Origin of the sequence: Sphingomonas sp. (genome assembly GCF_017304615.1) — a bacterium.
GTDB lineage: Bacteria > Pseudomonadota > Alphaproteobacteria > Sphingomonadales > Sphingomonadaceae > Sphingomonas.
Map to the genome: position 1 here is coordinate 354,120 of NZ_JAFKLZ010000001.1, position 20,284 is coordinate 374,403.

19 protein-coding genes and 1 tRNA gene are annotated in these 20,284 nt (G+C 64.9%); 16 read left to right on the forward strand and 4 right to left on the reverse strand.

All coding sequences use genetic code 11. From position 1 onward, the window contains the following. The first annotated feature begins 40 nt into the window (after positions 1-40). From J0J06_RS01805 to J0J06_RS01835, 7 genes are all read left to right on the forward strand, one after another. Positions 41-1,246: a hypothetical protein gene (locus J0J06_RS01805; RefSeq protein WP_294039652.1), complete on the forward strand. Its 1,206-nt coding sequence runs from the start codon at positions 41-43 to the stop codon at positions 1,244-1,246. Then, the gene (locus J0J06_RS01810; protein WP_294039653.1) at positions 1,243-2,718 is read left to right on the forward strand and encodes a Wzz/FepE/Etk N-terminal domain-containing protein; all 1,476 of its coding nucleotides are present in this window, start codon (positions 1,243-1,245) and stop codon (positions 2,716-2,718) included. The genes J0J06_RS01805 and J0J06_RS01810 overlap by 4 nt, the downstream gene beginning before the upstream one ends. After that, on the forward strand, positions 2,715-3,530 hold the full coding sequence (locus J0J06_RS01815) for a CpsD/CapB family tyrosine-protein kinase (protein WP_294039654.1): 816 nt from the start codon (positions 2,715-2,717) through the stop codon (positions 3,528-3,530). The genes J0J06_RS01810 and J0J06_RS01815 overlap by 4 nt, the downstream gene beginning before the upstream one ends. A gap of 94 nt (positions 3,531-3,624) precedes the next feature. Then, the gene (xrtV, locus tag J0J06_RS01820; RefSeq protein ID WP_294039655.1) at positions 3,625-4,617 is read left to right on the forward strand and encodes an exosortase V; all 993 of its coding nucleotides are present in this window, start codon (positions 3,625-3,627) and stop codon (positions 4,615-4,617) included. Beyond that, the gene (epsI, locus tag J0J06_RS01825; RefSeq protein ID WP_294039656.1) at positions 4,617-5,321 is read left to right on the forward strand and encodes an exosortase-associated protein EpsI, V-type; all 705 of its coding nucleotides are present in this window, start codon (positions 4,617-4,619) and stop codon (positions 5,319-5,321) included. The genes xrtV and epsI overlap by 1 nt, the downstream gene beginning before the upstream one ends. Positions 5,322-5,372: 51 nt before the next feature. After that, entirely contained in the window at positions 5,373-6,266 is an 894-nt protein-coding gene (locus J0J06_RS01830; protein ID WP_294039657.1) for an EpsD family peptidyl-prolyl cis-trans isomerase, read from the forward strand. Positions 6,267-6,309: 43 nt separating this feature from the next. Further along, a complete protein-coding gene (locus J0J06_RS01835) occupies positions 6,310-7,404 on the forward strand; it encodes an acyltransferase (protein WP_294039658.1) in 1,095 nt (364 codons plus the stop codon). A gap of 11 nt (positions 7,405-7,415) precedes the next feature. Here the strand turns inward: J0J06_RS01835 and J0J06_RS01840 are convergent. The 3 genes from J0J06_RS01840 to J0J06_RS01850 all read right to left on the reverse strand — a co-directional run bounded on the left by J0J06_RS01840 (position 7,416) and on the right by J0J06_RS01850 (position 9,928). After that, positions 7,416-7,492, reverse strand: a tRNA-Pro gene (locus tag J0J06_RS01840). 91 nt (positions 7,493-7,583) lie between these two features. Beyond that, a complete protein-coding gene (locus J0J06_RS01845) occupies positions 7,584-8,885 on the reverse strand; it encodes an FAD-dependent oxidoreductase (RefSeq protein ID WP_294039659.1) in 1,302 nt (433 codons plus the stop codon). A 71-nt stretch (positions 8,886-8,956) separates the two neighbouring features. Then, entirely contained in the window at positions 8,957-9,928 is a 972-nt protein-coding gene (locus J0J06_RS01850) for a CsgG/HfaB family protein (RefSeq protein WP_294039660.1), read from the reverse strand. Positions 9,929-10,104: 176 nt separating this feature from the next. On the opposite strand from J0J06_RS01850, the gene pnuC reads away from it, so the two are divergent. The 9 genes from pnuC (at position 10,105) to J0J06_RS01895 (ending at position 19,692) form a co-directional block, all read left to right on the forward strand. Further along, positions 10,105-10,731, forward strand: a complete 627-nt coding sequence (pnuC, locus tag J0J06_RS01855; RefSeq protein ID WP_294039661.1) for a nicotinamide riboside transporter PnuC — start codon at positions 10,105-10,107, stop codon at positions 10,729-10,731. After that, positions 10,728-11,249 carry an ATP-binding protein gene (locus tag J0J06_RS01860; protein ID WP_294039662.1) on the forward strand — a complete coding sequence of 174 codons (522 nt, stop codon included), beginning with the start codon at positions 10,728-10,730 and terminating at the stop codon, positions 11,247-11,249. Before pnuC ends, J0J06_RS01860 begins: the two co-directional genes overlap by 4 nt. Positions 11,250-11,292: 43 nt before the next feature. Further along, positions 11,293-13,089 carry a translation elongation factor 4 gene (lepA, locus tag J0J06_RS01865; RefSeq protein ID WP_294039663.1) on the forward strand — a complete coding sequence of 599 codons (1,797 nt, stop codon included), beginning with the start codon at positions 11,293-11,295 and terminating at the stop codon, positions 13,087-13,089. Continuing rightward, on the forward strand, positions 13,086-13,760 hold the full coding sequence (locus J0J06_RS01870; protein ID WP_294040799.1) for a spermidine synthase: 675 nt from the start codon (positions 13,086-13,088) through the stop codon (positions 13,758-13,760). The genes lepA and J0J06_RS01870 overlap by 4 nt, the downstream gene beginning before the upstream one ends. A 119-nt stretch (positions 13,761-13,879) precedes the next feature. Then, a complete protein-coding gene (locus J0J06_RS01875) occupies positions 13,880-14,152 on the forward strand; it encodes a hypothetical protein (protein WP_294039664.1) in 273 nt (90 codons plus the stop codon). Between the two features lie 102 nt (positions 14,153-14,254). Then, positions 14,255-17,635 (forward strand): glycosyltransferase, encoded by a 3,381-nt coding sequence (locus J0J06_RS01880; protein ID WP_294039665.1) that lies wholly within the window; start codon positions 14,255-14,257, stop codon positions 17,633-17,635. A 29-nt stretch (positions 17,636-17,664) separates the two neighbouring features. After that, positions 17,665-18,414 (forward strand): molybdate ABC transporter substrate-binding protein, encoded by a 750-nt coding sequence (modA, locus tag J0J06_RS01885; protein ID WP_294040800.1) that lies wholly within the window; start codon positions 17,665-17,667, stop codon positions 18,412-18,414. Further along, a complete protein-coding gene (gene modB / locus J0J06_RS01890) occupies positions 18,411-19,085 on the forward strand; it encodes a molybdate ABC transporter permease subunit (protein WP_294040801.1) in 675 nt (224 codons plus the stop codon). The genes modA and modB overlap by 4 nt, the downstream gene beginning before the upstream one ends. Then, on the forward strand, positions 19,075-19,692 hold the full coding sequence (locus J0J06_RS01895) for an ATP-binding cassette domain-containing protein (protein ID WP_294039666.1): 618 nt from the start codon (positions 19,075-19,077) through the stop codon (positions 19,690-19,692). The genes modB and J0J06_RS01895 overlap by 11 nt, the downstream gene beginning before the upstream one ends. Here J0J06_RS01895 and J0J06_RS01900 read toward each other — a convergent pair. Then, positions 19,674-20,180, reverse strand: coding sequence for a DUF1993 family protein (locus J0J06_RS01900; RefSeq protein WP_294039667.1), 507 nt, complete (start codon positions 20,178-20,180; stop codon positions 19,674-19,676). The genes J0J06_RS01895 and J0J06_RS01900 overlap by 19 nt on opposite strands. Positions 20,181-20,284: the final 104 nt, after the last annotated feature.

Sequence of the window (20,284 nt, forward strand, 5' to 3'; positions counted from 1 at the left end):
AGTAGTTCGGCACGCCGGACGGTGTATCGGGCTGGCCGCCATGGCCAGCGCGCCGGCGATCGCGCACGCGCAGGATATTCAGGCGAGCGCGGTGGCGTCCGTCGGCGGTTCTGCAGAGAGCAATCCCTACAACGAAGCGAATCCCGGCGGCGCGGCGGTCGCGGCGACCGCGGAAATCCGCCCGACGCTGATCGCTCGCGATGAGCGCACCACGGTCGCGGTCAACGCGATGGCGCAGTTTCGTCAGTTCCTTCGGCGGTACGGACTGGAAGACAATTATTCGGTCGATGCCAGCATCGTGCGGCGTCAATCGGAATGGCTGACTCTGCGCGGAACCAGCTCCTTCGCTTACACGCAAGGCGGTTTCAACGGCATCGGCCGGCCCGGCCTGTCCGTTGTTGGGCCAACGCCGATCAATCCAGACCCGCTCGATCCGACGCCGGTGGTAGACCCTTTGACCGGGCTGAGCGACGTTAACATCCTGGGTCAGCGCACCCGGATCACGTCATACGGTTCCGGGGTCGGAGCCGACTTCGTACTCGGGGCCTACACCAACCTGTCGGCCGATTTCGATGCGCGCGCGATGCGCTTCGGCTCGATCGGCTATGACGAATACAACACACTGCACGGCGGGTTGAACCTATCACACAAGCTCAACGAGTCTATCTCGGTCGGCCTGATCGGCGGATATAGCGTAACCAACTATCTCAGCCTCGCCCAGGGCGATGCGCGGACGGCTGATTTTCTTGCGTCCGTGGACACTCGTTTAGGCCCCCGCTGGACGGCGACGGTGGCCGTGGGCGGTTCGTTCACCACGATCGATGGACGCGGCGGACGGCCCGACATCAAGTATTCGTCGATTTCGACGCGGTTGAAGCTTTGCTGGCAGGGCGAGTTTTCGCAATTCTGCCTCGGCGGGCAGCGAAGCCCGCAGCCGGCGGCCAATGGCAACGTGCGCGTTTCCACCACGATCAATGGCGATTTCTCGACCCGCTTATCGGAACGGGGGCGGCTGTCCTTGACGGGATCCTACGCACAGACCGGCCGTTCGCGTGACCTCATCACCGGCGGGCAACCGGCGCTCGATTTCGCGGCGGGATCGGCGCGCTACGACAATCAGATCAACAACAAGCTGACGGCGTTCGTTTCGGCCAGTGTGTCGAAGACGTGGTCGCCGCAGGTTCAGCGCAAGGCGAATGTCGGTATCGCCTTGGGGTTGCAGTATTCCTTTGGGGCTGGGCAGTGAACGATTATTATAGCGGAGACGACCAGAGCGTAGTGGCCGCAAGCGATGGCGGCTTCATTGCGCAGCTGCCGTCGATTGTCTGGCAGCGCCGATGGTTCCTGATCGTGCCGGTTCTCGTCGCGGCGATCGCGGCGCTGGCCACGGCGTTCCTGTTGCCCAGGGTGTACGATTCCACCGCCACCTTGCTGGTCCAGTCGCCCAGCTTGCCGAACGACGTGATCGGCACGGGCAACGACGCCGACCTGATCAACCGCCGGATCGAGAGTCTGCGTCAGCAGATCGTTACGCGTCCCAAGCTGCTCGCGCTGATCGAAACCAACGATCTCTATTCCTCCGACCGCGCGCGCAAGCCGTTGTCGCAGGTCATCGACACGATGCGGGACGACATCACGCTCACGTCGATCGACGCCAATCTCAACGCCAGCAAGCCCGAAGACCGGACGATCGCGTTCAAGCTGTCGTTCGCTTATTCGGATCCGACCAAAGCCCAGGCTATCGCGCAAAGCCTGATGGAACAGATTGTCGAACTCAATTCGACCGCGGACGTCGCGAACGCCAACCAGGCCGTCCAATTCCTGACCGAACAGGGCAACAACCTGAAGCGTGAGATAAGCGGGCTGGAAGAACAGATCGCAAAGCTGAATCTGCAATATGGCGGCGTCCTGGCGCGGTCCAATACGCCGATCGGCGGCAACAGTGTCGGGTACGACATGCAGATCGCCGACCTGATGCGCGCGAACCAGACGCTGCAATTGCAGAAATCGGACGTCGCCACGTCGGATCAGCGCGACCCGGCGGTGACCGCCGCCGAACAGGCTCTGGCCGCGGCGCGCGCGCAATATTCGGAGGATCACCCGGACGTCCGGCTCGCGAAGGCGCGGCTGGCGGAGGCGAAGCGCCTTGCGACCGACAGCATCAAGAAGGTGCCGGTCAACAATATCGACGAGCAGATCAAGTTCAACAACGAGCAGATCGCGAAGCTGCGTGCGGCCAAGGCCCAGGAAATGAGCGCGGTGTCGGCGACGATCAACTCGCAGTCGCGCGCGCCCGCCGTGCAGCAATTGACCCTGCAACTGCAGCAGAAGCTGGACGGCCTCTACAAGCAATATGACGCGATTTCGCAACGCCTGATGACTGCGCAGGCCGGCGCCCGCGCCGCCAACGAGCAACTCGGCGAACGGCTGGTCGTGGTCGATCCGCCGGTCGTGCCGGACAAACCCGCGTCGCCCAACCGCCTGCTGATCATCGGCGGTGGCATCGGCGCCGGCCTTGGCCTCGGCGTCCTGCTCGCGCTGTTGATCGAAATGTTCCTGCAACCCGTCCGTACGCCGGGATCGATCTCGCGGATTACGGGCAGCCCCACGCTGGCCCTGATCCCCGTGATCGCCAGCAGCGGCGATGAGCGTCCCTCCCTCGCCGAGCGCGTATTCCGCAACCCGTTCCGCCGCCGACCCAAGGAAGACCAAGAATGACCGATCCCGTGATCGCCCCGACGATGGGAACGGCCGGATCTTCCGCGACGTCCGCCGCGCGTCCGCTGATCGCGTCGATCGATCAGGTTCCGGTCCTGGGCTTGTCGCGCGAACAGCTCGAGGATCAGCGGATCGTCGGGTTCAACAACCGCGATCGCCGCTCGCGCGCCTACCACTTGTTGCGCGCGCAGGTCGGGAAGATCATGGCGCGCAACAACTGGCGGATGATCGGCGTCACCAGCGCCACGCCGGATGCGGGCAAGACCTTCACGTCGATCAATCTCGCGGCATCGCTGGCGGCGACCGCCGGGACGACGGTGATGCTGTGCGACCTCGACCTTCGCCGGGGATCGATCTGGGATACGTTCGGCAACCCAACGAATACGGGGCTGAGCGACTATCTAGAGGGTAAGGTCGACGATCCTGCCGAACTGGCGCTGCGGATCAACGACAGCAAGCTTGTGGTGGTGCCGACCGTCAGGAGCGCAGCGCCGTCGAGCGAACTCCTCACGACCGGCCGGTTCCGCGCCTTCATGGAACGCCTCCGCGCGATGCCGCAGGACGTGCTGGTTATATTCGACTTGCCGCCGGTGTTCGCTGACGACGACGCGATCATCTGCATGCAGTATCTCGACGCATATCTACTGGTGGTCGATCATGGTGTTTCGACCGCGCGCCAGATTACCGAGGCGGTCCGGCTGCTAGATCCCGCGCCGTGTCTCGGTACGGTGTTGAACCGCTACAAGGGCGGATTCGCCGACCCTTATGGTTACGGCTATGGTGATCGGTACGGGATGAGAACGTACGACTGACCGCGATATATAAGACGGGCAGCGGGCGTTTGTCGGCTCCCGATGAGAGAGGCAGACAGGCAGTCCGGTTCGGTATGACAAAGTGCAACAAGCGATGACCGACGACCCCCATCACGCGCCCGCGCGCGCCGAAGCTGCGGATTCGGACCCCGTCGCGGCACCCGGCGTGTCGTCGGCCGCTGCATCGGCCGTGTCTGCGACGCGGCCTGGCGCGGCATGGTGGCGCGGTCCGGCGCTGCTGGCTGCCGTCGTTCTGCTTGCCGGCGTCGCTGCGGTCGCCTTGCCCACCATGCTGATGGTCGCGCGGGAAAGCTGGTCGACCGAACAGGGTGCCCATGGCCCGATCGTGCTTTTGACCGGCGTCTGGTTGCTGTTCCACGCGTGGAAGGATGTCGGTCCGATCGCGCCGCCGCCCTGGTGGCGTCCGGTCGCGATCATGCTGCCGCTGCTCGCGCTCTATGTCCTCGCCCGCATCTCGCAGATCGTCGAGATCGAAGGGTATGTGATGTACGCGGTGCTCCTCAGCGGATTCTACGCGATCGTGGGCGGCGCCATCATGAAGCGGCTGGCGTTTCCGTTATTCTACCTGGCGTTCGTCTTTCCGCCGCCCGACACGGTCGTCTACGCGCTGACGCTGCCGATGAAGATCGCGATCACCGAGACCGCGGTCTGGCTGCTGTCGATGTTCGGCTATCCGATCGGATATACCGGCGTGTGGATTCAGGTCGGCCAGTATCAGTTGCTGGTCGCAGCGGCCTGCGCCGGGCTCAATTCGATCATTTCGCTGTCGGTGTTGGCGACTTTCTACATCTACGTACGGCACGCGGGGAACCTACTACGCGCGTTGGTGCTAGCGGTGTTCATCGTGCCGGTCGCGATGGCGGCGAATTTCGTCCGCGTGCTGATCCTGATCCTGTTGACCTATCACGCTGGCGAAGCGGCGGCACAGGGCTTCCTGCACAATTTCGCGGGTCTTACGATGTTCGCGGCGGCGCTGCTGATCCTGTTCGGCATCGATTCCGCGGTCGGACCCTTGCTCCGCAAGTTCGCGCCCGCGCGGACGCCCGCGAAAGAAGGGCTGTTCTGATGAGCGATACCGAACAGACCGGCGTTGGTCCCCGCGTCAGCCGCCGCGCATTCTTCGTCGGCGGGGCGATGCTGGCGGCCGGCGGCGCGGCCGCGGCGCGCATCCCGCAACCCAACGCGCCATCGATCGGGATCGACGCCTTCAAGGCGCTGGTGCCCGACACGGTCGGCGCGTGGAAGTTCCAGCAGACCAGCGGCCTGGTCCTACCGCCCGAGGACGCCTTGTCGGCGCGGCTGTACGACAATCTGGTGACGCGGGCTTATACGGGACCCGACGGGCAAGTGATCATGCTGTTGATCGCCTATAAGAATTATCAGGACGGCGTGCTGCAGATTCACCGGCCGGAAATCTGCTACCCGGCAGGCGGTTATACGCTGTCGCCGACGATGGAGACCCTGATCCCGGTCGGCGGGGGCCGGACGATGCCCGCCAACGCATTTTCGGCGAACGGCAACGAACGCAGCGAACAGGTGCTATACTGGACGCGGATCGGCGAGGCCTTTCCGGTCAAGTGGTCGGAGCAGCGCCTGGCGGTGCTGCGTGCCAACCTGGCACGCGTCAACCCCGACGGCATGCTTGCGCGCGTGTCGATGCCGAACGACGATATGACCATGAGCAGGCCGTTGATGATCAAGTTTATCGAGGACTTGCGGGCCGTTGCGCCGCCGACGCTGCGTCGCATCCTGTTCGGCCCGCTGGCCTGAGGGACATCACCAACCACCGTTTTTCGAATTCCAGATGAAGGACAGAAGGACATGACTCGAGTTTCTCACCGCACGCTGCTTTCGCGCCGCCGCGGCTGGTTGTTGGTGGCGGTCGCCGCCACCTCGCTGCTCGCAGCATGCCAGAAGGCGCCGACCGGCCAGGTCGTCGCCACCGTCGATGGCAACGAAATCACGCTGACCGAGTTGAACGCCGAACTGGCGACGATGCAGATTCCGCCCAACGCGGACAAGAAGCTCGTCCAGAACGCGGCGCTGGAGCGGATCATCGAGCGTAAGCTGCTGGCTAACGCCGCGCGTCAGGAAGGGCTCGACCAGAACCCCGATTTCATCGTCCGCCGCCAGCAGACGGAGGACGCGCTGCTCGTCCAGATGCTAGCCAAGAAGATCGCTGGCGGCCTGAAGACGCCGGGCGCGGGCGAGGTCAGCAAATATATGGCCGACAATTCGAACATGTTCGCGGGGCGGACCATCTACGCGGTCGACCAGATCCAGTTCGATACGCCGAAGCGGCCCGATGCGCTCAAGGAATTGGGCGCTGCGCACTCGATGACGGATGTGGTCGCTGTGCTCGACAAGAACGGCATCAAATATGATCGCGGCAACGCGCAGATGGACTCCGCGATGGTCCCCGCGCCGATGATGGCGCAGATCCTGAAGGTTCCCGCCGGCGAGCCGTTCGTGGTGCCGTTGGGGCCGAAGGTTACTGTCAGCGTGATCACGGGCAGCAAGCCGGCGCCGATGGCGGGTGATCAGGTGCGTCCGGTCGCGGTGAACGCGGTCAAGAACGCCGAACTCGGCAAGATGCTGCAGCAGCGTCTGTCGACCGAGCGGGGCAAGGCGAAGATCCAGTATCAGCCTGGCTTCTCGCAGCCTCCAGCCGCTGGCGCTGCGCCGTCGCCGGCGGGTAGCGCGCCCGCCAAGTAATCTCGGCCGGCTCCGGCCTCGGCGTTCGCAAGGGGGGCGAACCGTGGCGATACTGACCGAAGGCGTAGCCCGGCACCACGCTGCGATACCCGCGCTGGACGGGCTGCGTGCAGCGGCGATCATCATCGTAATGTGTTCGCATATCGGGCTGCAACGGGTCGTGCCGGGGCAGTTCGGCGTGACACTGTTCTTCTTCCTCAGCGGCTACCTGATCACGACGTTGCTGCGGGCCGAACTGCAGGAGAGGGGGCGGATCGATTTCCGTCGCTTCTACCTGCGCCGCGTCGTCCGCATCCTGCCGCCCATGTATATCACAATCGGCTTCTTCGTCCTGCTGTCGCTCGCTGGGCTGATACGGCCGCTGGCGTGGTGGGGATTGCCGTTCGACTTCGCGTTCCTGACCAACTATTTTCCCCTCAGCGGTACGCCGATTGGCCTATGGTCGCTCGCGGTCGAGGAGCATTTCTACTTCGCCTTCCCGCTGACGCTGGCGCTGTTGGCGCGGCGGGTCAGCTTCGCGCGATGCGCGGCGATCTTTCTTGGGTTCTGCATAGTCGTGCTGGCGGTCCGCGTCTGGGAAGTGAGCCGGCTGGCCGACTTCGTCGATGTGAATTTCTGGACCCACACGCGGATCGATTCGATCCTGTTCGGATCGATAATGGCGCTATGGAACAACCCCGTGGCGGATGACGACAATGTTCTGCCCGTCGGCGTCGCGGGCTATGTCGTTGCTGCGGCCCTCCTGATCCCGACTTTCTTGGTCCGCGACGAAGCGTTTCGCCAGACCTATCGCTACACGATCCAGGGTGTCGGACTGATGGTGCTGTTCAACACTGCGATCCGTGACACCGGGCTGGTCTGCCGGCTGCTCAACAACGGTTTCACGAAGCACGTCGCGATTCTCTCCTACACGCTTTACCTCGTCCATAGCGGCCTCATTCAGGCGTTCACGCCGAACGATGACACGCATCCCCTCGCACCCACGCTCGCCGCGCTCGCCCTTGCCGTCGGCTATGCGATGCTAATGCACCGGCTTGTGGAACGGCCGCTGAGCAACTGGCGGCGCAAGATCGAAAAACGGCGGCCCGATGACAAGGATGGCGGCATGCCCGTCACAAAGAGCGCGCCCGCGGCCTGATTATCAGGAAATGGTCGGGAAGAGAGGATTCGAACCTCCGGCCCCTGCCTCCCGAAGGCAGTGCTCTACCAGGCTGAGCTACTCCCCGACGGAGTGACGGACGGGCGATGCTTCGCGACCGTCCGTTGCTTGGAAGGCGCGCCTATACCGACGCATTACCTAACGTGCAAGCGGATGAATCACGCATTCCGGGCCGCCAGCATCGCGTCGATGCTAGTGAATTTCTCGCGCGGGGATCCGTCGCGCGCGGCGGCATTCTCCGCCGCCTCGATCTTCTGCCAGTCGCGGAAAGTGACGACGTCGATGCCGCGTTCGGCGAGGATCCTGTCGAGGCCGGCGCGGCCCGCCTTGCCGCTGGCGTCGATCGTGTCCTGGACAATGTGTTCGGCGATCAGGAACCCGTCGGGGCGGTTGGTGCCGATCGTGCCGGTCGGGCCGCGCCGCGCCCAGCCGACCGCGTAGAGGCCGGGGCCGATCCGTCCCTCGACATTGGCGAAGCGGCCGAGCTTGGCGTCATAGGGCACGCCCTCGATCGGCGGGGTGCGATAGCCGATGCAGCTCACGACCAAAGCCGCGGGGACGGCATAGGTCTCGCCGGTGCCGTGCGCGCCGCCGTCCGGGCCGATTGCGGTCCGCTCGACGATGACGCGCTCGACCTTGCCGCCGCCCTCAATCGCGACGGGCATCGCGTAGAAATCGAAGTCGATCGTGATCGGTTTTGCCGCCGCGTCGATCGTCGCGAAATTGCGGAGGTGCGTGACCGATTTGCGCAAGCCGGGTTCGAGCGGCGCGTCGTCGGCCTCGGGCGGCAGGTCGGCGGGATCGACATGGGGGGCGGCGCGGGAAAGGTGGCCAAGTTCGCCCAGCTCCTTGGGCGTCATGGCGATCTGATGCGGGCCGCGGCGGGCGAGGATCGTGATCGTCTCGTGGCTCGCGGTGCCGAGGTGGTCGAGCGCATGGCTGACAATATCCGACCCTTCGAGCTCCGCCGCTGTCTTGGCGAGGATGCGCGCGACGTCGAGCGCGACATTGCCCGCGCCGACCACCACCGCGCCAGGGCCGCTCAGCACGGGCGCGAGATCGGCGAAGTCGGGATGACCGTTATACCACCCGACGAACGCCGCCGATCCGACCACGCCGGGCAGATCGTCGCCGGGGATGCCGAGCGGCCGGTCGGCGGGTGCGCCGGTCGCCATCACCACGGCGTCGTAGAGATCGAGCAGTTCGGGAATCGATACGTGCTCCCCAACGGTCACGTTGCCGACGAAGCGGACATTGTCGCTGAGCGCCGTCGCTTCGTAGCGGCGGCTGACGCCCTTGATCGATTGATGGTCGGGCGCGACTCCGGTTCGGATCAGGCCGTAGGGAACGGGCAGGCGATCGATGATGTCGACGCGCACGTCGTCGCCGAACTGTTTCTGGCATGCTTCGGCGGTGTAATAGCCTGCAGGGCCGGACCCGATGATGGCGACGTGGCGCATAGTCTCTCCCGCTTGGTTGGATAGAAACTAGCGCCACGCCGCATCGTGGCAAGCGGATCGCGCCGATGCGCTTATTGCGTCGGAGCCAGCCCTGTATTGAGCACCCAGCCGACATTGTCATTCTCGTCGGCGACTTCCCACCACAGGCCGTTCTTGTTGCCGGTCGGATAGACGATCGCACCCGGCGGCAGCGTGCGGACGACCTTGGCCGTCCCCATCGCCGAAACGCGCATCACGACCGGCCGTTGCGCCTGGAAGGTCTTGGCCGGTGCGGCCTCCGCAGTGCCCGTGTCGCCGGGCTGGACCAGGCCGAGTTCGGTCACCATCTTGGTATAGGCCTGGATGAACGCGATCGTGATGATCTTGCCGATGTCGGTATTGTCGTAACCGCCGCCGACCGCCGCCGCGCCGCCCGATCCCCAGAACCCGCCACCGCCGCTGGCGAAGCTGAGGCTGTTCTTGGCGGCATAGCCGTCCACGGTCGCGAGCGTTTCTGTCGTGCGGACGTTGGTCAGCGACAGGACGGTGTTGGCCTCCATCTTCTTGCTGCGGATCCCGCCGATCAGGCCGCCGACGCCGCCGCCGATGATCCCACCGACCGCGGCGCCCGCGCCGCCGCCGCTGACGTTGCTGTTGGCGCCGGAAATCTCCGCTATCAGCACATAGTCCGCCGCCTTGATCTGCCCGTTGCCGACATTGGAGCCGCGTTGCAGCCCCAGATTGCCGCCGATGTTGCGCTCCCGCTCGGCCGCCTGCAGCCCGGAGCCGCGATCGACGATGTTGAAGCAGCCGGATCGCTGCACCAGGACCTTGAGCAGTTTTTGGGGAGGCGCGAGCGAATATTGCGTCCAGGCGCGCGGATCGTCACCGTCGACGATCGAGACCGTACCAAGCTTGCGCTTGCACCGCGGCACGTCGTTCATCGTTTGCTCTTGCAGCTTCTGGCCGCTGCTCGGCTTGGCCATCTTGCTCTGGGCCAGCGATTCTCCGCTCGACAGACACAATGCGAGAGCGGCCATGGCCGCCGTCGAAGTTCTGATCATTCCTATCTCCCTAGTTGAATACCCCATTCGCGGCCGCGATGGCGGACGACGGGCGCATAGTCCGGCCCAGCCCTTCGCGATCCCCAAGCCCGAACGATTTACCAGAGCGCCGAATCGCACGATAGGTGTTTTCCGCCACCCTCGACCATGTCGCGATCGCTCGATATGGCGGGCCGATGACGTCGTTCGACATTGCCCACGCCTTCTTGAGCGAGATGTCGCTTATTCAATGGGCGGCCGCCAGTCTCATCGCCATCAACGTTTGGCTCGTCGCGCGGCGTAGCATCTGGAACTACGCGTTTGGGATCGCCGGGGTCGCGATCTACGGCTGGATTTTTTTCCACGCCAAGCTCTACAGCGACATGCTGCTGCAGGTCTTCTTCCTTATTCTCAACGTCTATGGCCTGGCCCAATGGCGTAAATCCCAGGCCGACGCGGGCGAGGTCGTCGTCGAGAGGATGGGCGTCGGCCGACGTTTTGCTTGGGCCGGCGGGATCGCTGTGGCGGTCGCCGCGTGGGGCTGGCTGATGCATGCCACCACTGATGCAGCGCTACCTTATTGGGACGCGAGCGTCGCGATGACGAGCATCGCCGCCCAGATCCTGATGGCGTTGCGCAAGCTGGAGAATTGGTGGCTATGGATACTCGCGAACGTGCTGTCAGTCGGACTCTACAGCTATAAATCCGTGATCGACCCCCTGCATCCGCTCTGGATCACGACAGGTCTCTATATCGTTCTGCTCGGCATGGCGATTTGGGGGCTGGCGCGCTGGCAAGCGGCGCGGCAAGGGGCCGCGGCATGAAACTCCGCTCCATCTGTCTCCACGGCCCCGAAAGCACCGGCAAGTCGACGATCGCGCCCGACCTGGCGCGGCATTTCGGCTCGGCGTGCGTGGTCGAATATGGCCGTACCTATACCGAGGCGTTCGGAACGGGATGGACGATGTCCGATCTGGTGGCGATCGCGCAGGCGCACGACGCGCAATCGCGTTCGGCGATCGCCAGCGGGCGTACGCCGGTGATCCTCGATACCGATCCGCTGATGACGCAAGTCTGGGCGGAAATGCTCTATGGCAAGCACGATCCGTGGTTCGACGCCTGGACCGGGACGGCCGACCTGTACCTGTTGTTCGACATCGACCTGCCATGGGTTGAGGACGGGACGCGCATGTTCGGCACGCCCGAAAAACGGCAGCGCTTCTTCCATCTGTCTAAGGAAGTGCTCGAACGCCGCGGCGTACGCTGGGCGCTGGTCGGCGGCGAGGGGGAGGAGCGTTACCTGAATGCGCTCAAGGTGATCCTGGGGACGATGTCCGCTTGATCCTTTGGCGTTTGGCGTCGCTCCTGCTAGGGGCGCGCCAATCATGACCACGCCTCTCGACAAGATCCGCAATTTTTCGATCATCGCGCACATCGACCACGGGAAGTCGACGCTCGCCGATCGGTTGATCCAGCGCACCGGCGGTCTGTCCGATCGCGAAATGTCGGCGCAGGTGCTCGACAATATGGAGATCGAGAAGGAGCGCGGCATCACCATCAAGGCGCAGACCGTGCGCCTGGAATGGAAGGGCTACGAGCTCAACCTGATGGACACGCCGGGGCACGTCGATTTCGCCTACGAAGTGTCGCGGAGTCTGGCGGCGTGCGAAGGCGCGCTGCTGGTGGTGGACGCGGCACAGGGGGTCGAGGCGCAGACGCTCGCCAACGTCTATCAGTCGATCGAGCACGACCATGAGATCGTGCCCGTCATCAACAAGATCGACCTGCCAGCCGCCGAGCCGGAAAAGGTGCGGGCCGAGATCGAGGAAGTGATCGGACTCGATGCTTCCGGCGCCGTGCTGGCTTCAGCCAAGTCCGGGATTGGGATCGAGGAAATCCTGGATGCCGTGGTCGAACGCATTCCGGCGCCGAAGGGCGACGCGACCGCCCCGCTGAAAGCGATGCTGGTGGACAGCTGGTACGATCCCTATCTCGGCGTGATGATCCTCGTCCGCGTGATGGACGGGGTGCTCAAGAAGGGCCAGCAAGTTACCTTCATGCAGGCCGGTACGACGCACCTGATCGATCGCGTCGGCTGCTTCCGCCCCAAGATCGAGCAACTGACCGAGCTTGGGCCGGGCGAGATCGGCTTCATCACCGCGCAGATCAAGGATGTGGCGCAGGCTCGTGTTGGGGACACGCTGACCGATGCCAAGCGGTCTGCCGCCGAGGCGCTGCCGGGCTTCAAGGAAGTCCAGCCCGTGGTGTTCTGCGGCCTGTTTCCAGTCGATGCCAACGACTTCGAGAAGCTTCGTGAGTCGATTTCGAAGCTGCGCCTCAACGACGCCAGCTTCTCCTTCGAAATGGAGACGTCGGCCGCGCTCGGCTTCGGCTTCCGCTGCGGGTTCCTGGGGCTGCTGCACCTAGAGATCATCCAGGAGCGGCTGACGCGCGAATACGACCTCGACCTCATCACCACCGCGCCGTCGGTGGTGTACCAGATCGAGCTGACGCACGGCGGCGGGCATATCGAACTGCACAACCCCGCGGACATGCCGGAGCCGAACAAGATCGAAAGCATCGCCGAGCCGTGGATCGAAGCGACGATCTACACGCCCGACGAATATCTCGGCAGCATCCTGAAGCTCTGCCAGGACCGGCGCGGCATTCAGAAGAACCTGACCTATGTCAGCGGTCGCGCGCAGGTGACCTACGAATTGCCGCTCAACGAAGTGGTGTTTGATTTCTACGACCGGCTGAAATCGCTGTCGAAGGGCTACGCGAGCTTCGACTACCATCAGATCGGCTATCGCGAGGGCGACCTCGTCAAGATGGGCATCCTGGTCAACGAGGAGCCGGTCGATGCGCTGAGCATGATCGTGCACCGCGCGACCGCCGAAGTGCGCGGGCGCGGCATGGTCGAGCGGCTGAAGGAACTGATCCCGCGCCACCTGTTCAAGATCCCGATCCAAGCGGCGATCGGCGGCAAGGTCATCGCGCGCGAAACGATCAGCGCGATGCGCAAGGACGTGACCGCGAAATGCTACGGCGGCGACGCGACGCGCAAGCGCAAGCTGCTGGAAAAGCAGAAGAAGGGTAAGGCGAAGATGCGCGAATACGGTTCGGTCAGTATCCCGCAGGAAGCGTTCATCGCCGCGCTGCGGATGGGGGATGAAGGCTGACCCCGCGCGAGCTCCTCGACGTCGCGAAGATACCCGGAACCAACGACGAACTGCGCCTTTTCCGGCGCGGCGGCGATTTCATGATCGTGCTCGATCGCAACGAGCTGATGAACAGCCGGATGAGCGGGTCCGAGGAAGCGCTCGCGACGATGACCGCGGAGCGGCTGAAGGGGCGGGCGGCGCAGCACTGGCTGATCGGCGGTTACGGCATGGGCTTCACGCTGCGCGCCGCGCTGGCGGTGGTGGGCGACAAGGCACGCGTCACGGTCGCCGAACTGGTGCCGGAGATCATCGACTGGGCGCGCGGGCCAATGACCGAACTGGCCGCCGGATGCCTCGACGATCCGCGCGTGGCGGTAGTCCGCGACGATGTCGCCGCGCTGATCGACGACGCGCAGGGAGACCATGACGCGATCCTGCTCGACGTCGACAATGGCCCCGACGGGCTGACGCGCGCCAGCAACGGGCGGCTCTATTCTGCCAGGGGACTCGACGCGGCGCGTGCCGCACTGAAACCGGGCGGCGTGCTGGCGGTCTGGTCCGCGGCGCCCGATCCGCGTTTCGCTCGCCGGCTCAAGGACGCCGGATTCGCCGTCGAGGAGGTGGTTGTCCGTGCGCGCAGCAACGGCAAGGGGCCGCGCCACGTCATCTGGTTCGCGACCCGGATCTGACGAAGGGTTCGCGTAGCCCGCGCGTTGTCATGCCGGGACGTCGGAACAGGTCAGCAAAGCTTGTGTTTCCAGCCGGTCCGTTCGGACGATCCCCGTGTAACTGTATCGAGAGGTCCGCCATGAACAAGTTGATTACCGCGGCCATGGTCGCCAGCACCGCCGTCGCTGCCTTTGCCGCCGTTCCGGCCGAAGCACGTGAAGGCTGTGGCCGCGGGTGGCATCGTGGGGCTTATGGCCGCTGTATTCCTTATCGCCCACCGCCCGGCGCCGTCGTCGCCGCGCCCAGCGTGGGTCTCGTGATCGGCAATTACTATCACGGTCGCGGCTATTGGGATGGCCGACGGTACTGGCAGCATCGCTATCGCTACAATAACGGCTGGCGCTACCGGTAATCGTTCCTTCAAACGGCGGGTTCACCATGAACCCGCCGCGTTGGCGCTTTTTCATCCTATCGCGCTTGAAGCGCGCGGCGTGCGGTGCCACGACGCTGCACGATGTCGACCCCCGGCGCGCCCGTCTTCTATGATCCGTCAGGCCGCCGCCGCCGCCGCTTTGCGCTGGGCGTCGCGTCGTTCACCGCGCTCCTGTTACTGGCCGTCGTGCTGTTCTCGGTCTCGATCGGGATCGTGCCGGCCCAGCCGTTGCTGCCGTTCAGTTCGGAGCATCCAAGCCACAAGGTCGACCTGCCCCGCGACACCGTCCTCAAGCGGACCAAGCGGACGATCGACTGGTACGCCCGCCGCCTGACCGGCGAAACGCGCGCCAAGGCGGCGAAGGACGCCGGCAACGTGCCGCTGGCGATCGCGTTTCACGTGCCGTGGGACGCGCAATCGGCGGAATCGCTGCGTCGGCACGTCGACGAACTCGACTGGGTGATCCCTGGCTGGGCGTCGATCACCGGGCCGCAGCACACGATCACGACCTTTCCCGATCCCGCCGGCCGTGCGGTTCTGAACGCCGCGCCGCGCCGACCGCTGATCCTGCCGATGATCCAGAACGCGATCCAGGGGAAGTGGGACGGCGGTGGGATGGCGGCGTTGCTCCACGACCCAAAACAGCGCGCCGCGTTGCTCGACCGGATCGAACCTTGGTTGGCGGCGAACCACGCGAGTGGTGCGTTTTTCGACTTCGAAGAACTGCCGCCGTCCGCCCAGGCCGATTACCTCGCATTCCTGAACGAGGCGAATACGCGGTTCGACAAGCATGGCTGGCTGATCGCGATGGCGGCACCGCTTGGCGATCCGTCGTGGAACCTACCCGCCTATGCGAAGATCGTCGATCGCGTGTTCCTGATGAGCTACGACGAACACGAACTGTCGGGTCCGCCCGGCCCGATCGCGTCGCAGGCATGGTTTGCCAAGGTCGTCACCGACGCCGCACGCGGCATTCCGGCGTCGAAGCTGGTCGTGGCGATCGGCAATTACGGTTACGACTGGTACGGTAAAGGCGGCGACCCGATGACCGTCGAGGAAGCGTGGCAGGCCGCCCGCGAATCGGACGCGATGCCGATATTCGACCGCGCGACCGGCAATTCGGGCTTCGCCTATGAGGATGACGACGGCAAACACGTCATCTGGCTGCTCGATGCGGCGTCGGCCTATAACCAGATTGCCTTCCTGCGCCGCGCAGGGATCGGCGGCGTGGCATTGTGGCGGCTGGGGGCCGAGGATCCCGGCCTGTGGTCCTTGTTCGGGCGGTCGCATCCGACCTTGCCGCCAGCATCGTCGATCACCGACATCCCGCCCGGCACCGACGTCGATATTGAGGGCAAGGGCGAGATCCTGAAGATCGGCGCGGTGCCGACTGCGGGCAAGCGCGACATCGTCACCGGCCCCGGCGGCACGATCATCGACGCACGCTTCCTCACGTTGCCCAGCCAGTATCTCGTCCAGCGCACCGGCTATCGCCCCAAGGAGATCGCGCTGACCTTCGACGACGGGCCCGATCCGGTATGGACGCCAAAGATACTCGACGTGCTGAAACGCGAGGGCGTACCCGCGACCTTCTTCATCGTTGGCGAGAATGCCCTGACCGAACGCAGTCTGCTGAAGCGGATCATCGACGAAGGGCATGAAGTCGGCAGTCACACCTACACGCACCCCAATCTGGCGGGTGCATCGGATACCGAAACCGACGTTCAGCTCAACACGACGCAGCGGTTGTTCCAGGCCTTTACCGGCCGCTCGCTCAAACTGTTCCGCGCACCCTATTTCGGCGACGCCGAGCCGACCACCGCCGACGAAATCGGCCCCGCGCTACAGGCGCAGAACCGGGGCTACATCTCGGTCGGGCTGCACGTCGATGCCGAGGATTGGCAGCGGCCCGGCGTCCAGGCGATCGTCGACAATGTCGTGAACGGCGTGCTGAAGGGCGACACCGGCTGTTCGAGCGGCGGCGAAGATGAGTGCAGCCACAATATCGTGCTGCTCCATGATGCGGGCGGCGACCGGTCGCAGACCGTCGAGGCCTTGCCGATCATCATCGACCGGCTGCGCGCGCAGGGCTACACGTTCGTGCCGGTGTCGCGGCTCGCGGGCATTCCGCGCGACGTCGCGATGCCTCCGATTTCGGCGAGTGATCGGACGGCGGCGGAGGTCGATCTCTTTCTGTTCGGGACGCTGGGCGCGATCGTGACGGCGCTGGGCTGGATATTCGTCTTCGCGATCTCGATCGGCATCCTGCGCGCGGTCGTGCTGTCGGCACTGGCGCTGATCCAGGCGCGGCGCGAGGGGCGGACGATCTTCCCAGCGATCGATCCGGACCGTTTCGTGACGGTGATGATCCCGGCGTTCAACGAGGAGGCGGTGATCGAACGATCGGTCAGGACCGTGCTCGCATCGACTGACGTAAAGATAGAAGTGATCGTGATCGACGACGGATCGAAGGATCGGACGAGTGCGATCGTCGCGGAACAGTTCGCCGACGAACCGCGCGTGCGGCTGGTCACGCTCGAAAATGGCGGCAAAGCGCGGGCGCTCAACCGCGGACTCGAGCTGGCGCAGGGCGAAATCGTTATCGCGCTCGACGCCGATACGCAGTTCGAGCCGACCACGATCGCGCGGCTGGCGCGCTGGTTCGTTGACCCCCACCTTGGCGCGGTCGCGGGGAATGCGAAGGTCGGGAACCGGGTGAACCTGATCACGCGGTGGCAAGCGCTCGAATATATTACGGCGCAGAACCTGGAGCGCCGCGCGCTGTCGAGCCTCAACGCCATGATGGTCGTCCCCGGCGCGGTCGGTGCGTGGCGTCTCGCGGCGGTCCGCGAGGTCGGCGGCTATCCGCACGATACGCTGGCCGAGGATCAGGACCTGACGATCGCGATCCAGCGCATGGGTTGGCGTGTGTCCTATGACCAATATGCCGTCGCCTGGACCGAAAGCCCGGAAAGTTTCGCCGGCCTTGCCAAGCAGCGTTTCCGCTGGGCGTACGGTACGCTGCAATGCCTGTGGAAGCATGGCGGGATCATGCGGACCGGACGGCCGCGCGGCCTCGCATGGATCGGGGTACCGCAGGCGATCATATTCCAGGTGCTGCTCGCCGCGATCAGCCCGATCATCGACCTCGCGTTGCTCATCAGCATGGTCACAACTTGGTTTGCAATCGAAGCGCATGGTTGGGCGCAGACGCAGACGAGCCTCGACAAGATGCTTGCTTATTGGCTGATCTTCACCGCGATCGACCTACTCTCGGCGATCGTCGCCTTCGCGTTGGAGCGGCGCGAAAAATGGCGGCTGCTGTGGCTGCTGATCCCGCAGCGCATCGGCTATCGCCAGATCATGTATTATGTCGTGCTGAAGGCGATCACCCAGGCATTGCGCGGGCCCAGCGTGGGGTGGGGCAAGCTGCAGCGGACGGGCCGGGTGCAGGCGGGGTGAGCATCGGGGCGAACGTCACTCGCCGCTTATTGATCGCCGGTCTTGCTGTGCTGGGATTGGGGGCAGCACCGTCGCCGACTGCGCCGCTGGTACTGGCGGCAGCGAGTCTGCAGGAATCGCTCAACGCGGCCGCAGACCAATGGGCGCGGGCGGGGCATCCGCGCCCGGTAATCTCGTTTGCGGCGTCTTCCGCGCTGGCACGGCAGATCGAGGCTGGGGCACCCGCCGACCTGTTCGTGTCGGCCGATGAAGAGTGGATGGATTTGCTGGCGACTAGGCGGCTGATCGCGGCGGGAACTCGGGCTGATCTCGTCGGCAACCGGCTGGTGGTCGTTGAGCCGGCGGGACGGCGGACGGCGGTGCCGCTCAACGGAGCGCGGCTGGCGCGGCTGCTGGGTGCGGGGCCGCTGGCGATGGCGGATCCCGATAGCGTGCCGGCGGGCAAATACGGCAAGGCGGCGCTGACCAAGCTCGGCGCCTGGGATGCCGTCGCCCCCCGCGTCGTGCGCGCCGAGAATGTGCGTGCCGCCCTCACATTGGTGGAGTGCGGCGCGGCGCCGTTCGGGATCGTCTACCTCACCGACGCCAGGGCGTCGTCGAAGGTCCGCATCGCGGGCATCTTCCCGGTCGCGAGCCATCCGCCGATCGTCTATCCGATCGCGCGAATTGCGAGTTCGACCAATCCGGAAGGCGAGGGGTTCCGCCGCTTCCTGCTTTCACCGCGCGGCCGGGCGATCTTCGCGCGGTTCGGGTTCGCGGCGCCGGGGAGGGCGCGCTGACGCCCGCCGAATGGAGCATCGTCGCCTTGTCGATCAAGGTCGGCCTGGTCGCGACGCTGGCGACGCTGCCGGTCGCGTTCGCAATCGCATGGTTTCTCGCGCGGGCGAAGGTGCGGGGCAAGATCCTGATCGAAGCGGTCGTCTACCTTCCTCTCGTCGTGCCACCGGTCGTGACCGGATGGATGCTGCTGCTTGCCTTCGCGCCCAAGGGACCGCTTGGTGCGCTGAGCGGGGAAGTGCTGTTCAAATGGACCGGCGCGGCCGTCGCGGCGGGTGTGATGGCGCTGCCGCTGATGGTGCGCGCGATGCGGCTGTCGATCGAGGCGGTCGATCACCGGTTGGAAGGCGCTGCGCGGACTTTGGGCGCGGGACGCTGGCGCGTGTTTCGCACGATCACATTGCCGCTTAGCATGCCCGGCGTGCTGGCCGGGACGGTGCTGGGGTTCGCACGCTCGCTCGGTGAGTTCGGTGCGACCATCACCTTCGTGTCGAATGTGCCGGGCCAGACGCAGACGCTGCCGCTCGCAATCTACGCGGCACTCCAGCGGCCCGATGGCGACGCCATCGCGCTCCGTCTTGCGGCGCTATCGATCGTGATCGCGCTGGCGGCGCTGGTGGTGTCCGAACTGCTCGCGCGGCGGATGCGTGCGGCAATGATTCATGGCGTTTGATCTCGACGTCGCCAAGCGGCTCGGCGAGACCGAGGTTGCATTGCGCCTTGATGCAAAAGAGGGGATCACCGTGCTGTTCGGGCCTTCCGGCGTCGGCAAGACGAGCGTGCTCAACATGATCGCCGGGCTGCTCCCGCCGGATCGGGGGCATGTCCGCGTCGGCGGGCGTACGCTGTTCGACTCGGCGACCGACGTGCCCGTCCAGCGTCGCCGGGCTGGTTACGTCTTTCAGGATTCGCGGCTGTTTCCGCACATGCGCGTCGCGGCGAACCTGCACTATGGGGGCGCACGCGCGTCGATGGTCGATGCGATCGCGCATATGCTCGACATATCGCACTTGTTCGATCGCTGGCCGCGCACGCTGTCGGGAGGCGAGGCGAAGCGTGTCGCGATCGGCCGCGCGTTGCTCAGCGATCCGGCATTCCTGCTGCTCGACGAGCCAACCGCCTCGCTTGATCGAGTTCGCGCGAGCGAGGTCGAACGCGCCATCGCCGACGTACGGGATGAACTTGGCCTGCCTATCCTGATGGTAACCCATGACCGCGCCGAAGCCGAACGGATCGCGACGGGGATCGTGGAAATGGAGCGTTATATCCCCCCGAGATAGTCGCGTTTGCCAATCGGCACGCCCTTCATGCGCAGGATGTCGTAGGCGGTGGTGACGTGGAAGTAGAAGTTGGGTAGCACGAACCCGAGCACATAGTCGCGCCCGGTGAAGGTGAATTCGCCGTTCGGGAATTTGAGGACAACCGACGCATCCTCGCGACCATTGATCGCCTCGGCGGGGACTGTGTTCACGAAGTCGATTGTCTTCTGGATGCGTGCCTGCAGGTCGTCGAACGTCGTCTCGTTATCCTCCATCACGACGTTTTCGACCTCGCCGAGCCGCACCATGCAACCTTTGGCGCTGTCGCTGACGCGTTGGATTTGCGACACCAGATTGCCCATGTCCTCAATCAGTCGGGCGCGGAGCAATTCCTGTTCGGGCATTCCCGTCTCGGTGGCGAAGGCGCGTGCTTTGTCGAGGATCTTCGATAGCGACGTGAGCGCGCGGACGAATGTCGGTGCGGTAAGCGTGTGCAGGTCGGTGGCCATCGATCCCCTCCGTTTCTGGTGTCGCGCCTAGATGGGGCGGCCCGCGCAAAAAGAAACCGCCGCCCGGACATTTCCGGACGGCGGTATTCCTTGTTAGCGAAAAT